The following is a 14265-nucleotide window of genomic DNA, read 5'->3' as shown; positions in this document are numbered from 1 at the left end:
CCATCAGAGTTGCAAAATCGCAACGGCGCCGTCAAGGCCTTCGCGATCGATCACGCTTGAGAAAGCTCCCCCCAGCAGGCCCTTCAGAAGCGCCTTTTTGCCGGGCCATTGATACCAGTATCGCGAGTGCTCGGGGATCAGCGGCACCACGGGATAAGATGTATTGCCGATCTTAAGCTGTTTCCGGAGCCAGAGCCGGGCCGCATCTTCATCGCCAAGTTCGTCCACCAGGCCCAGGGCAATCGCCTGACGGCCCGTATAGGCCCGGCCATCCGCCAGGGAGCGGACTTTTTCCTCGGTCAGATGGCGCCCTTCGGCGACCATCGAGACAAACTGGCCGAACAGGTCATTCACCAGCCCTTGCAGCATCTGGCGGCCTTCAGGCGTGAGGGCACTGGTGGGATCGGTCTGATCCTTCATGGCGCCGGACGTGATGGCATCCATGCCAATGCCCAGACGCCCCAGCCCTGCCGAAACATCGGGACGCTGGAAAAGAACGCCGATCGAACCGGTCAGCGTAGAGGGCAATGCCACGATATGTTGCGCGGGCACAGACAGCATATAGGCGGCGGACGCCCCCATATCCCCCATTGACACAGCGACGGGCTTGACAGCGGCAAAGCGCTTGACGGCCTCGTGCAGGCGTTCTCCTCCCGTGACACCGCCGCCCGGACTGTCCACCACAAGCAGAAGCCCCGTCACATCCGAAGCCTCCCGGGCCTTTGTCAGAGCCTTTACGGTCTGGGAGACGTCGTTCCGGACGATTCCGGTAATGGCCAACCGGACGATATGGGGCCGGTGAATGGAATTCGCACTCACCGCACCACCATGACCTGACACCGAAATAATCACGGCGCCGAAAAATGCAACAAGAGCCCCGACACGCCAGACCAGCAGTTGCCGGTACTTTAGCTGCGCCGCCAGAAAAGCATTCAGTTCAGCGTTGATGGGACCGCTCCTGTCTCTGTCGTCTCAAGAGGACCGGGGCGGCGATACCGCTCCCACCTGAAAGCCTCCCACCACCCTGTCCTGACGGTCCTCAGTCTTCCTTTTTGGTCCGGCGTCCGCGGGCACTCTCTTTCTTGCCTTCACCGGTTGCGGCACTGATCTTGCGTCCAAGGCCAATCTCGCGCGCCAGCGCAGAGCGACGCTGGGCATAGTTGGGAGCCACCAGAGGGTAGTCCGAGGGAAGACCCCACCGTTCCCGATACTGTTCCGGTGTCATATCATAAGCGCTCTGAAGGTGACGTTTGAGCATTTTCAGTTTTTTGCCGTCTTCAAGACAGATGATGTAGTCAGGAAAAACGGAGCGTTTGATGGGGACCGCCGGCTGCGGACGCTCGGACTGGGGCTCTTCCTCGGGAACTCCGGCCATGGCAAGGGCGTCATATACCTGGCGGATCAGGGCGGGCAGTGCTTCTGCTTCAAGTGTTCCACGGGATGCCTGGGCAGCAACGATTTTGGCAGTAAGTTCCAGGAGACCTGTACTGGAAGTGTCTTCGGACATGATAATTCACCCCTCTGCTCTAATGTTTTTTCAGTTCCATAACGCCTGTAAAGGGTCAGGTAAATGCGGCATAGAAATATTTGGCACGCGCCTTTGCCGACTCATGATTATCATCATATCAAAATAACCCGCAAACAAAAAGCAGGCGCCTTTCCCGGAGTATTCAGTCTTGCAGATTACAACTGGGGGTAATGACATGAACCGCGAAACTGTTGTGCTCTCAACGACAAGCGATTTTTCCGGCTGGCGCGCCTGGGCGCGGAAACTGCTTCACGAGAGAGTAGCAGCCGATTCTATACGGTGGATCGTAAAGAATCCCGCGGATCTTTACGCCCCTTCTGCCACACGTGTTCTTCCCGCAGCTCCTTCGACGACCAGCGTTCCCCGGTCTCTCGCGGCTCTCTTCCCTGCCGTGTTCGTATCCGAGGCACCCGAGCGGTTCCGGTTACTTTATATTACACTTCAGACCCTGCGTGATAACCTGCCTGTTCCGGATGAACTTGCAGAACGACTCACCGGACTCGCAACCGAGAGCCGAAAGCGTGTGCTTGACCTGCGTTGCCAGATGCCGGACGCACGTAACCCTGACTGGCAGGTGGTCCGCACCTTCCATGCATCTGCCCTCATCGACAGTCAGGCGGCCGCGCTTGCAGACCTGCGCCCCGCGCCCTGGGTCATAACGGCGCCCGAGCGGACACTGTGCTGGAATGGTCAGGAATATCTTTTCGGTCCGGGGCTTGAAGGCGATATTTCCAACTCTTCCGAAGTCATCGCAGCTGCCCGCAATATTGCAACCGCCGGTGCCGGCAATGTCTGGTGGCATGGAATTGCTCCGGTCCGGCTGCATCCTGATGCCACCGATATCGCCTCCTCTTCTTCTCTGCCCGGCCTTCGCGGAAAGGCGATCGACTGCCGGATGTGCGACCTCTGCGGGCCCGCAACACGAACCGTTTCCGGAGAAGGCAATCCGGCGGCCAGGATCATCTTTGTTGGCGAACAGCCGGGGGATCAGGAAGACCTTCAGGGACGGCCATTCGTGGGACCGGCGGGGCAACTGTTCGACCGGGCCCTGAAAGAAGCAGGAGGAAACCGGGCGCAGGCATGGATCACCAATGCCGTTAAACATTTCAAGTTTGTGCCGAAGGGAAACCGTCGTATCCACCAGAAACCGGACGCGGCAGAAATAACCGCCTGTTCTCCATGGCTGGCAACAGAACGCAAGATTCTGGCCCCGAAAGTGACTGTGATGCTGGGCGTTACAGGTGCGAGCGCTGTTCTCGGGCGTCAGGTGACAGTGTCGCGTGAACGTTCAAGACATATTCCACTCGCGGACGGAAGTATCGGACTGGTAACCGTACACCCGTCTTATCTGCTGCGTCTCCCCGATGAGGAGTCGAAGACACGCGAATATACAAAATTTGTAACCGATCTCAGAATGGCAATTTCCGCTCTCGCCGGATAATGCTGTTAGGGTTAAGAAACGCACGCAATGAGTGGCAGCACCATATCCTCGGGACAACCGACTCCGGATAACACGACCACACGGCCTGCACCTTTGCGGCCGCGCGCGCGTCCCTTTTTCTCGTGGCTGTATGCACCCAGCCCCTCCTCCGTCACGTTTGCCCTGCGCAACACCATTGCGGCCTGTCTGGCGGTTGGGATCGCGTTCTGGATGGAACTGGACGATCCAGCCTGGGCTGCCATGACCGTCTGGGCCGTTGCGCAGACCAGCCGGGGCGAAAGCCAGTCCAAGGCAAAATGGCGTATCGTCGGCACCGTCAGTGGGGCCATAGCAGCCATCACCATCATGGCAGCCGCTCCACAGGCCCCATGGATGTTCTTCCCCATGATCGCCCTGTGGATCGGCCTGTGCAGTGGATTTGCGACATTCGTCAGTAACTTTCGCTCCTATGCCCTTGTTCTTGCAGGATATACCTGTTCGATCATCTGCATGGGCGCCGCATCCAATCCCGACAATGTCTTCATGGTCGCAATGTCGCGCGGCACATACATCGTGCTCGGCGTGCTGTGCGAAGCCTTCATGGGGCTCATTTTCGCGACGAGCCAGGAAAGACATGCCAGGGCACAGCTTCGGCAGAAGCTTGAATCCGCCCTGGTCCTCGTCACCACCACATTATGCAGCCTTCTGGGCGAGGAACGCGGCGCACTGAATGCCGCACGGCGGCAGTTCGGGACGATTCTGACGATCAATGACCAGATCGAGTTCGCGGAAGTCGAAATGGGGCCTCATGGCCATGAAGGCGATCACGCGCGAGCGGCCCTCGCAGCGGTTTCCGCCCTTCTGTCCCGCGGTTTCGGCATGGCCATGCGCCTTCAGGTGCTCAACCACAACCATCCGGCGTTCACGAAAACCGCTGACGAAATCCTTGCCTTCCTCAAGCAGTTCCCGCAGCGCCTGCCGAACCAGAATGCCGTGCCTGCCCTGCTTGCGGATCTTCAGCACTTTCGCGACATCTGCCGTCTCTACGCCGCGCCTCATCGTGAGAGCGACATCCGCTCGGACCTTGAACCCATTCCCGGCCTCGAACCTTTTGACCAGACCGACGAAGGTCAGGAAATGCAGGAAGACAGGCTGGATGAACGCATCCTGTTCGTCTCCCTGGGCGAACTTCTGGGAGATCTGGAGCAGGCCATCAAGGAATACGAGGCCAGTACGCATCGCATCAAAGGCGATCATTTCCATTTCCAGCTTGAAACCCATCGCGACACCCGTGAAGCGGTGCATAACGGCCTGCGCGGTGCCTGTGCTGTTCTGATCACGGCCTATATCTATGAAGTCACCGCCTGGCCGAACGGGCTTGGCTTTATCGCCATTACGACGCTGGTCTGTGGACTGTTCGCGACCAAGGAAAACCCGGTTCTTGGCACAACCGAGTTTCTCAAGGGAGCCGTCGCGGCCTACATCGTGGCCTGGATCCTGGTTTTCGTACTCATGCCGAAAGTCACGACGTTCGAGACGCTGACGCTCTTTCTGGGGCCGGCAATGTTTCTCGGCGGCCTGGCAAAAGGGAATCCCGCCACGGCTGGTGGCTCAGCGGCTTATGGTCTTTTGCTTCCAGCCATGCTGGGGCTCGAGAACCATCACGTCATGAATGAAATTGCCTTTTACAACGGGAATATGGCAACCGTTCTGGCGGTGGCCGTCAGTGTCATCGTCTTCCGGAGCGTGCTGCCATTCAGCAGCGATGCCGAGCGTTTTCGTCTGCGGCGGATCATGCTGGGAGAATTGCAGCATCTGGCCCATCCGGGATATACACCGCGCATCAGCGTCTGGATCGGCCGTAACACGGACCGCTTTGCCCGTCTGATCCGCCATGCCGGCCCGACCCCCGCCCCGCTGATCGAAGCCTGTATCCTCGGGACGCTGGCCACCCTGACACTGGGCCTGAACGTCATCCGGCTGCGCACACTGCTCGACCGTGAATATCTGCCCGAAAGCGCCCGCCGCCCGATCCTTCTGGTTCTGCACTACGTGGAACAGTCCACGAAGCGGCATGACAAGGCGGCCCGTATCGCGGAGGCGGCGGTCAGGCGCCTACGTGTTCTCGATGCCCAGGAAACGGATCTGGTGACGCGCCTCGAGTTGACGCGCGCCATCACCTATCTCGTCGTGATCGCTTATACGATGCGGACGAACGAGGATTTCCTCGATGCCAGCAAGCCATTCCGCGGCGAGAAAAACAGCCGCCTGCTCAATTCCGGCCAAGGCTGAAGCGATATCCTTGGGAATAACGATTCCGAATGTCTCAGCCAGATAGAAAAGGATGGCCATGGAATCGAACAGAATTGCGGGACTGCTGCCCCGTGGACCATCCGTATCCATGAGAGCAGAAACCTTGCCATTGGAATCGCTTCGAAAGCCATGCCTGTTTCAGCCCGCAACACCGCAATTTTTGCCTGGTGGCGACCGGGATGCCCCTGAACCAGGAGCCGACAGGGCCATATCCGGACACCAGAAGGCTAATAATTAGTCTGCCGAAGCGTATGTTGCTTTCCGAAGTGCCGGCAGCATGTCTTCCGGCTCCGGACGTCGGGTATAGTCCGGATTAACCTCGGCATAGAGGATCACGCCGTCCTGGCCGATGACGAAACGGCCAGGCATTGGCAGTGTCCAGCTGTCATCGCCATTAAAAGACGGAAGATCGTTTTTCAGGTTGGTATAGAGATCCACGAGATAGTCCGGCAGGACGAACCGCAGACCGAATGCTGCTGCAACGTCATTATGCGGATCTGACAGGATCGGGAAATCGAGATGATTCTGACGGACCGACTTGCGGCTGTTCACGGCCGTCTGCGGTGAGATGGCAATCAGGTTTGCGCCGAGTTCGCGGAAAGACGGAAGCGCAGCCTCAAGAGCCTGAAGCTCCATGTTGCAGTAAGGGCACCACACACCACGATAGAAGCTGATGACCAGCGGGCCTTTTGCCAGAAGCTCGGCAGAGACCACCGGATTGCCCTCCGGATCGTTCAAAATGAAAGCCGGAGCTTTGTCGCCAGCTTTAAGCACCTTTTCCGCTGCACCCGCGGCGACCAGTTCAGCCGTTGCACGGTGCATAACCTGAATCACTGAATCAGGAACATTGTAAGGCGGCTTGCCCGCTTCGAAGTCAGCTTTGAAAGCGTCGAGTTTTGCCTGAAGAGACATGGTTATTTCCTTTAAAAAATAGTGCGACGCCTGATGTTAGGGTCGTTGGTGTTTTCGGAGGTGATGGTCTGAAGGACTATTGGTCATTCCAGATCGGAATATCCGTCAGTCTGGGATTCTGGCTCACAAAACCCCGTTCATCCGTGTGCCGCGCCACCGTAGAAGAGCTATGCAATCGCATGAAGAACGCGCCAGGCTGTGTCGCAGACATTCCGACAGTTCAGAAATGACACGCCCTGCAAGAAGGGAGGCAACATGCGGCAGACTGCCTGTCAGATAAAAAGTCAGAAAACTGTCTGTAACGAGCGGCCCAGACGCGGCGCGCATGAATGAACCGAACATTTCCGGTCTCCTTCACAACCCGGCCTGTCCGGGGTGATGCACAAGAGATGCTCCTTTCATACTCGACAGGACAGTGCTCCTGAGGCGATAAGGATCATTCCCCGGAGGAATATCATGGACCGTTATCAGGCAATGGCCACATTCATCCGCGTGGTCGATACCGGCTCATTCTCGGCCGCCGCGCGGCAGCTTGGCGTGGGGCAGCCGGCGGTGTCCAAGACCATCGCGCAGCTTGAGGCACGCCTTCAGGTCAGTCTGCTCATTCGTTCCACGCATGGCCTGACGCCGACCGAGGCCGGACAGAGCTTTTACGAGCGGGCACGAAACGCCATTCAGGAGGCCGATGAAGCGGAGCTTGCCGCAAAGGGAGCTGGTGCAGGTCTGTCAGGCCGCTTGCGGATTTCAGCGGCAACAACATTTGCAAGACTGCACATCATTCCAGAGCTCCCCCGGTTTCTGGCGGATCATCCTCAGTTGACGGTCGAGATCATTCTTGATGACCGGATGATCGATCTTGTGGCGGAAGGCATCGATATTTCCCTGCGGATGGGCACGCTCGCCGATTCCACGGCCGTCGCCCGAAAGATCGCAACAGGACGACGCTCTGTCCTCGCCACGCCTGCCTATCTCAAGCGGACTGGAACGCCGCGTTCTCCGGCAGATCTGGCGAACCATGAAGCGATCATTTACAGCCAGCTGCCAAGCTCATGGTCTTTTCTGCGAGAGGGTGCCGCGGTGTCGGTCTCTGTCAGCGGACGACTTAAGGTCAACGCCGCGGAAGGGCTCAGGGCCGCCGTTCTGGCAAATATGGGACTGACCATCGCGTCCGACTGGATGTTCGCGCCAGAGATTGAAAATGGAGCCGTCGTTCGTGTTCTTGATGCATGGTCCCTGCCGTCGATCGATCTGTGGGCCGTCTTTCCCGCGGGCCGGATGATGACCGCCAAGGCCCGTCAGTTCGCGGATTTTGTGGAAAGCATCATGAAGACAGCAGACAGGCTCCACATATAAGCGAACGGCTCCTCTCAGTCCTCGTAACGCCCGTCACGCTCTGTTTTCCAGACATCCCAGTAGAGAAGACCCAGAAATGGCAGGGGCCAGAGAAACGGGAAACTGCCATGCACAGCCAACCCGAGCGCTGCCATGACTGCCCCGACGAAAAAAGACAGGAAGGAGAGCCCCGGCAGAAGAATACTGCCTGAAAGCGGAGTCGTTATTCGGGAGGGTGCCAGTTTTGCAGCCATCCAGGTCGCAACACCCGATGCTGCCTTCAGAAGATTGGTTGTAATGACAATTGTCGGCATCGGTGTGCCGGAAAATTTCGCAATGGTTTCTCCCTGTACAGCCAGTAGAGCCGGAAGAATCAGGAACTCGCCCCAGTATCGGTACGGAGATGAATGGGCCGCCTGTGCCAGCACCATCAGGATTGTCATGAACATAATGCCATAAGCCGGAAGCCAGAGAAGGCGCGCCAGGCTGGTCAGGACCGCACTGGCAAAGAAAATGGCCAGCGCACCAACGAGCAGAAAACCATGAGGCCAGTTTCCCTGCACGAATGACGCGCCCATATGCGTGGTGTTTCCAGTCATCGCCCCCGCGAAGACGCCCCCGAGATCCACGAAGCTCAGAGCATCCACATACCCTGCCACAAGGCCGAGAATGAAGACTCGGCGGCCAGAGACTACAAGCGGCATAAGAGAAAACGACATCAACAGTTCCGATATTTGACCCGGTCCAGGAAAATCTGGCACGACACTCTTATTCCAGTTTCCCAGTCGTCGTCATGATGGCTGATGAAGTTGCTTGTACTGCTATGGACGTTCTCTGTGTCTGATGCGCCTTCTGCTCCTGTGAAACCATCTCCTCATCACAAGGACAGAATCCACCACCTCAGACGAACAGCGCGAGCCAGAACGACACGCTGGCGCAGGATGAGCCTTTACTGGATCGGTGCCGTCCTCGTTGGTCTGACAGCCGTTTTCTTCGCCAGGCTTGGCGATCAGTGCGCGGAGGTGCGGACGCGCTTCGTGACGTGGCATCCCTGGGCCATGCTTGTTCTCGCACCCGCAGGCTTCGCCTTCATTACCTGGATGACGCGAACACTTTTCAAGGGATCGCAGGGATCAGGAATTCCCCAGACAATCGCCACCCTCCACATGGGAAACTACGACGTTGTTGACCGTATTCTCACGTTGCGGATTGCTGCCGGGAAAATCATTCTGACCTGCCTTGGCCTCGTCTGCGGAGCGTCCATCGGACGCGAAGGCCCAAGCGTGCAGATCGGGGCATCCATCATGCATGGCTTTTCCCGGCTGCTCGGACAGTCCAATATCGCGTCCAAACGCAGCATGATTCTGGCGGGGGGTGCCGCTGGAATGGCCGCGGCGTTCAACACGCCTCTGGCTGGGATTGTCTTTGCCATTGAGGAACTTTCTCACTCTTTTGAGCAGAAAGCCTCGGGGCGCACTTTAACGATCGTTGTGATCTCAGGCGTCACCGCTATCACTCTTATGGGGAATTATACCTATTTTGGTCATGCCGACGTCAACATCCCGGTTGGGACGGCGTGGATCGCCGTTCTCGTTTGTGGCATTGTCGGTGGTCTGGCCGGGGGGAGCTTTGCCGCACTGGTCATCAGGATCTCCAAAGGCTTACCAGGATCTGTCGGCCAACTGGTCAAACAGCGCCCGGTCATGTTCTCAGCACTGTGCGGGCTGCTGACCGCCGTGATCGGCCTGATCTCCAAAGGCAATACTTACGGAACGGGTTATGTGCAGGCGCAGGCAATTTTTGCAGGGACTGACCACTACCCCGCCTCGTTCTTTATCCTGAAATATCTCTCAATGCTGGTCTCGTACTGTTCGGGGATTCCTGGGGGAATGTTCGCACCTTCTCTTGCAATCGGCGCGGGTATCGGAGGATGGATCGAGCAGTTCCTGCCGCACACGCCCCCCGGTGCAGTCGTACTGCTGGGGACAGTCGCCTATTTCTGTGGTGTTGCTCAATCGCCGTTGACAGCAACGATTATCGTCATGGAAATCTGCGATAATCAGCAGGTGACACTTGCACTTCTGGCAACAGCCTTTCTGGCGTTTGGTGTCTCCCGGATTGTATGCCCTCAACCCCTTTATACCGCTTTGGCTGACAGATTTCTGGAAACGATGGACAAACCTGCCAGGCTGCCAAAGCCCCTGCCCGCAAAACCGGAAGCTGCCCCTTGAGGGCAATCTACCCACCCGAACTTGCGGAATGCGTAGAGGAAAAACAGCTCAGGAATGGCAGTTTTTGGCGGAGAGGGTGGGATTCGAACCCACGGTACCCGCGAAGGCACAACGGTTTTCGAGACCGCCCCAATCGACCACTCTGGCACCTCTCCGTACGGCTCTGCTTTTGCGCTGAACCTGATCGACGGAGGGGCTTATGACGGGGTTTTTCGGACATTGCAAGAGGGCCCGAGGCTGTTCCTGAGAGAAAGATGCACCAGGGAGGGTTTTTTCGCCGTTTCTGATTGACTGGAAGCCTTCATATCTGTATCGACCGCGGCTGTTCCGTGTTCCAATTCTTATTGGGGCGGCATGGAACCAACGACAAAAAGCGACTGGGTCGCGCCAGATCGGGTAAACCCGGCAGAAGCGGCCACGAGATCGGAACAGAGAGAGTTTCCAGAATGTACGCAGTCATCCGCACCGGCGGCAAGCAGTATCGCGTTGCTCCCGAAAGCATCCTCAAGGTCGAGAAGCTCGAAGCTGAAGCCGGCAGCACCATCACCTTCACCGACGTCCTGATGGTTGGTGGCGAAGGCACCCTGACCGTTGGCGCACCGCTGGTCGCTGGCGCAACCGTGACGGCAACCGTGGTTGCTCAGGATCGTTTGCCGAAGGTGATCATCTTCAAGAAGCGTCGCCGTCAGAACAGCCGCCGCAAGAACGGCCACCGTCAGCCGGTGACCGTCCTGCGCATCAACGCGATCAACGCGGCCTGATCGGCCCGACACTCCAGGTAAGGATAAACAGCCATGGCACAAAAAAAGGCAGGCGGTTCGAGCCGTAACGGACGCGACAGCGCAGGTCGTCGTCTGGGCGTCAAGAAGTTCGGTGGCGAAAGCGTCATCGCAGGCAACATCATCGTCCGCCAGCGCGGCACGAAGATGAAGGCTGGCGCCAATGTCGGTATCGGCCGCGACCACACGCTGTTCGCTCTGGTGGACGGTCATGTGAAGTTCCAGCGCCGCGCAGAAGGCCGCGTCCACGTTTCCGTGGCGCTGCCGGAAGCTGCTGAATAAGCAGCCCGCGTTTTCCAGCGCGAGCGGAAGGGGCCGGTCCTGTTCGGGACCGGCCTTTTTGCGTATAAAACGCCCCTCACCTTTTCTTGCGGACAATACGATGAAGTTTCTCGACCAGGCCAAGATCTATGTACGTTCCGGTGACGGCGGGGACGGCGTGATCGCATTCCGGCGCGAGAAATACATCGAGTTCGGCGGTCCGGACGGCGGTGATGGCGGCCGCGGTGGCGACATTATCTTCCGTGCGGTTCCCGGCCTGAACACGCTGATCGATTTCCGCTACACGCAGCATTTCAAGGCCCGCAAGGGCGGCAATGGCGCAGGCTCCAACCGGACAGGTGCCGCGGCTGCGAATGTCACCATCAATGTACCGGTCGGCACACAGATCTTTGACGAAGACCGCGAGACCCTGCTGGCCGATCTTGATGCCGAGGGCAAGGAAGTCCTGCTGTGCCGTGGCGGCGATGGCGGGCTTGGCAATACCCATTTCAAGAGCAGCACCAACCGTGCGCCACGCCGGGCCGACAAGGGCTGGCCGGGCGAAGAGCGCTGGGTATGGCTGCGCCTGAAGCTGATCGCCGATATCGGCCTCGTGGGTCTACCCAATGCGGGCAAATCCACCCTGCTCTCCGTCGCCTCCCGGGCGCGTCCCAAGATTGCCGATTATCCGTTCACGACCCTGCATCCGCAGCTCGGCGTGGTGCGGCTGAACAATACGGAAGAGTTCGTGATCGCCGATATTCCCGGACTGATCGAAGGGGCGAGCGAAGGCGCCGGGCTTGGGGACCGCTTCCTCGGGCATGTGGAGCGCTGCGCGACACTGCTGCATCTGATCGACGGTACGGAAAGCCAGGTCGTCAAACACTGGCGCCTGATCCGCAAGGAACTGGAAGCCTATGATCCCGAGCTTGCGGCCAAGCCGGAAATCATCGTCCTGAACAAGTGCGATTCCCTCACCCCCACCCAGCGTTCCGCCAAGAAGCGGGCTCTGGCAAAAGCTTCTGGCGCGGAAGTGATGCTACTGTCCGGCGCAACGCAGGAGGGTCTGCCCGAACTGCTCCGCCTGCTTCAGGATCGCGTGACCGCTGCGAAAAGGGACCGTCAGGGATGACCGCTCCGGCTTCTGCTCCTCGTCTGGCGCAGGCCCGCCGGATCGTCATCAAGATCGGAAGTGCACTTCTGGTCGATTCCGCGAAGGCAAGCCTCCGTCTTGAATGGCTACAGAGCGTCTGCGCGGATATCGCCGACCTGCGTTCCCGGGGAGCGGAAGTCATCGTCGTGTCCTCGGGCGCGATTTCCCTAGCGCGGCATCGCCTCGGCCTGACATCCCGCCGTCTGCGGCTAGATGAAAAGCAGGCCATGGCCAGTGTCGGCCAGATCGGACTGGCACAGGGCTGGAGCGCGGCCCTCGCCGGCCATGATCTGGTCGCGGCCCAGCTTCTGCTGACCCCGGACGATACAGAAAACCGTGAGCGCCACCTCAACGCGCGCGCCACGCTCCAGACCCTGCTCGATCTGGGCTGCGTGCCCGTCATCAACGAAAACGACGCCATCGCGACCGGCGAGATCCGCTTCGGCGACAATGACCGCCTGGGCGCGCGTGTGGCCCAGATGACCGGGGCCGACTGTCTGCTCCTGCTGTCTGACATCGACGGGCTTTATACGGCGGACCCACGACAGAACCCATCCGCGCGGCATATTCCCGTTGTCGAACAGATGACGGACGAGATCATGGCGATGGGAGGTGAGCCGCCACCGGGTTATTCGTCTGGCGGAATGCGCACGAAACTCCTTGCGGCCAGGATTGCGACCCGCGCGGGTGCGAACATGGTGATCGCGGCCGGACAGGGGCATCATCCGCTCCGCAGACTTCAGAATGGCGGTCTGTGCACATGGTTCATGGCACAGACCGATGCCGGATCCGCCCGCAAGCGCTGGATCGGTGGAAGCCTTCAGCCCAGGGGGGCACTGACGATCGATGCCGGCGCCCGTCGCGCTCTTGAGGAAGGCGCATCCCTCCTGCCAGCAGGCGTGACCGGCCTTGAGGGCAGTTTTGGGCGTGGCGATCTCGTGCTCATCCGTGACGCTGACGGCAGCATTATCGGGCGCGGTCTGATCGCTTACGATTCCGAAGAGAGCCAGAAGCTGATCGGCCACCGTTCCGGCGAGATGGAACAGCTTCTGGGATATCGCGGACGTGATGCCCTGATCCATCGGGATGATCTGGCGCTCGATCTTCCCTGACCAATCGGTCCTGCGCGCCGCTGGCTAGTCTCTGGGCGGCCAGCGGAGCTTGGGCTCCGAGCGGGGCCGGTAGGCGTCTTCCCCGGCGACCGGTCTGTTGCCCTGCGTCCTGTCCATGCTGCGACCAAGAGGCTGGCGCCCCGTCGTCGAGACATCCTTTTCCCATGGGGCCCTGGCCCAGGCACGCTCGGAGACGTCGGACATCTCCTCCCGCAGAACGGATTGGGAGGACTGCCGGCGACGCGGCAGGGTTTCAGGATCCCCTCCTCCCGGACCATCCTCATAGGATGGCAGATCGGAACGCAGGCTTCGCGCCGGCATGAGATAATCCTCATCCGGCAGGGTTGGGGCTGAATGAACCGCACGCGGTTCAACAGCCTCAGCAGTCTGTCCGGCAGGCAGACTGTCAGGCCGTGTCGAAACGGCCAGCCGCATGTTGAGCGCCCGCAGTTCCGCCCGCAGTTCCGCGATCTGGAACTCCAGGTCCTGCAACCTCGGCTTGGTGCCGAAGACGGCGAAGGGCATGCAGAGCAGCGCCAGCGCAAAAAGGGCGGCCACCACGGCCAGACACCCGAAGGCCCAGCCCGGCAGCCATGAAAAATCAGACATCATAAGGAGGCCCGGTCCAGTCTGAAGGTGGCGCGTTCGGGTATCCGGAGACCGGAATTACATGCCCCGCAATTACATACCAAGGGCGCGGCGATAGATATCGAGCAGAGTCTCCTGCTCCTCGATCTCGGCCGGCTCCTGCTTGCGCAGACGGATGATCTGCTTGATGACTTTCACGTCAAATCCGGCGGACTTGGCTTCGGAAAAAATATCCTTGATGTCGCCGGCCAGAGCCTTGCGCTCCTCTTCCAGACGCTCGACGCGCTCAATGATGGAGCGCAGACGATCCGCAGCGATCCCGCCGGTGGCAGCGCCTTCGCTTCTGCTTTCTGCATCCATGTCCGGTTTCCTTCCTGAGGCGTAAGTCTTGGCTGTATCTTCCGGCGCTGCACGAACACAGCATCCGCCGCGCGGCTTATCGTGATGAGGGTCGGACGGTCAACGGAATTATGTGCACGTTTCATGAACGCGTGAAGATGGGGAAGCTTTTCTCCCGAGGTCGTGCAGGACCCATCCCTTGACAGGAAGGGTGCTGACAGGGAACTAGACGATGCCTGAAAAGGCCTGAACCCTAACCCTTTTTTCCCGGTCTGCGGGTTCGAGAGGTCAGAGAGT

14 protein-coding genes and 1 tRNA gene are annotated in these 14265 nt (G+C 59.2%); 8 read left to right on the top strand and 7 right to left on the bottom strand.

Annotated elements, in window-relative coordinates; all coding sequences use genetic code 11:
* Positions 1 to 3: 3 nt before the first annotated feature.
* Both sppA and GFJ39_RS00435 read right to left on the bottom strand, forming a co-directional pair.
* Positions 4 to 948, bottom strand: coding sequence for a signal peptide peptidase SppA (sppA, locus tag GFJ39_RS00440; RefSeq protein WP_407645847.1), 945 nt, complete (start codon positions 946 to 948; stop codon positions 4 to 6).
* Between the two features lie 91 nt (positions 949 to 1039).
* A complete protein-coding gene (locus GFJ39_RS00435) occupies positions 1040 to 1507 on the bottom strand; it encodes a MucR family transcriptional regulator (protein WP_153429078.1) in 468 nt (155 codons plus the stop codon).
* Positions 1508 to 1703: 196 nt separating this feature from the next.
* On the opposite strand from GFJ39_RS00435, the gene GFJ39_RS00430 reads away from it, so the two are divergent.
* A complete protein-coding gene (locus GFJ39_RS00430) occupies positions 1704 to 2969 on the top strand; it encodes a UdgX family uracil-DNA binding protein (protein ID WP_153429077.1) in 1266 nt (421 codons plus the stop codon).
* A 27-nt stretch (positions 2970 to 2996) separates the two neighbouring features.
* Entirely contained in the window at positions 2997 to 5240 is a 2244-nt protein-coding gene (locus tag GFJ39_RS00425; RefSeq protein ID WP_153429076.1) for an FUSC family protein, read from the top strand.
* Positions 5241 to 5495: 255 nt separating this feature from the next.
* Here the strand turns inward: GFJ39_RS00425 and GFJ39_RS00420 are convergent, their stop codons facing one another.
* Complete coding sequence (locus tag GFJ39_RS00420) at positions 5496 to 6173, bottom strand: peroxiredoxin-like family protein (RefSeq protein WP_153429075.1); 678 nt, start codon at positions 6171 to 6173, stop codon at positions 5496 to 5498.
* A gap of 456 nt (positions 6174 to 6629) precedes the next feature.
* On the opposite strand from GFJ39_RS00420, the gene GFJ39_RS00415 reads away from it, so the two are divergent.
* Positions 6630 to 7526 (top strand): LysR family transcriptional regulator, encoded by an 897-nt coding sequence (locus GFJ39_RS00415; RefSeq protein WP_153429074.1) that lies wholly within the window; start codon positions 6630 to 6632, stop codon positions 7524 to 7526.
* Positions 7527 to 7540: 14 nt separating this feature from the next.
* Here GFJ39_RS00415 and GFJ39_RS00410 read toward each other — a convergent pair whose 3' ends face one another.
* On the bottom strand, positions 7541 to 8224 hold the full coding sequence (locus GFJ39_RS00410; protein ID WP_153429073.1) for a YoaK family protein: 684 nt from the start codon (positions 8222 to 8224) through the stop codon (positions 7541 to 7543).
* 222 nt (positions 8225 to 8446) lie between these two features.
* Between GFJ39_RS00410 and GFJ39_RS00405 the strand changes: the two genes are divergently transcribed.
* Positions 8447 to 9736, top strand: coding sequence for a chloride channel protein (locus GFJ39_RS00405; RefSeq protein ID WP_153429072.1), 1290 nt, complete (start codon positions 8447 to 8449; stop codon positions 9734 to 9736).
* Between the two features lie 65 nt (positions 9737 to 9801).
* Here the strand turns inward: GFJ39_RS00405 and GFJ39_RS00400 are convergent.
* A tRNA-Ser gene (locus tag GFJ39_RS00400) sits at positions 9802 to 9891 on the bottom strand.
* A 291-nt stretch (positions 9892 to 10182) separates the two neighbouring features.
* Here GFJ39_RS00400 and rplU point away from each other — a divergent pair.
* The 4 genes from rplU (at position 10183) to proB (ending at position 13041) form a co-directional block, all read left to right on the top strand.
* Positions 10183 to 10497, top strand: coding sequence for a 50S ribosomal protein L21 (gene rplU, locus GFJ39_RS00395; RefSeq protein ID WP_011251736.1), 315 nt, complete (start codon positions 10183 to 10185; stop codon positions 10495 to 10497).
* A gap of 33 nt (positions 10498 to 10530) precedes the next feature.
* A complete protein-coding gene (rpmA, locus tag GFJ39_RS00390; protein ID WP_008851550.1) occupies positions 10531 to 10797 on the top strand; it encodes a 50S ribosomal protein L27 in 267 nt (88 codons plus the stop codon).
* Positions 10798 to 10897: 100 nt separating this feature from the next.
* A complete protein-coding gene (obgE, locus tag GFJ39_RS00385) occupies positions 10898 to 11908 on the top strand; it encodes a GTPase ObgE (protein WP_153429071.1) in 1011 nt (336 codons plus the stop codon).
* Complete coding sequence (gene proB, locus GFJ39_RS00380; RefSeq protein ID WP_153429070.1) at positions 11905 to 13041, top strand: glutamate 5-kinase; 1137 nt, start codon at positions 11905 to 11907, stop codon at positions 13039 to 13041. Before obgE ends, proB begins: the two co-directional genes overlap by 4 nt.
* Positions 13042 to 13065: 24 nt before the next feature.
* Here proB and GFJ39_RS00375 read toward each other — a convergent pair whose 3' ends face one another.
* Together GFJ39_RS00375 and GFJ39_RS00370 are read right to left on the bottom strand one after the other, a co-directional pair.
* Positions 13066 to 13653, bottom strand: coding sequence for a hypothetical protein (locus tag GFJ39_RS00375; RefSeq protein WP_153429069.1), 588 nt, complete (start codon positions 13651 to 13653; stop codon positions 13066 to 13068).
* A 69-nt stretch (positions 13654 to 13722) separates the two neighbouring features.
* Positions 13723 to 13989: a DUF2312 domain-containing protein gene (locus GFJ39_RS00370; protein ID WP_146863678.1), complete on the bottom strand. Its 267-nt coding sequence runs from the start codon at positions 13987 to 13989 to the stop codon at positions 13723 to 13725.
* Positions 13990 to 14265: the final 276 nt, after the last annotated feature.

The organism is Gluconobacter aidae (assembly GCF_009547075.1).
GTDB classification, from domain to species: Bacteria; Pseudomonadota; Alphaproteobacteria; order Acetobacterales; family Acetobacteraceae; genus Gluconobacter; species Gluconobacter aidae.
Note: the sequence above shows the minus strand (reverse complement) of the source record. Positions and strands in the feature narration are given on the sequence as shown.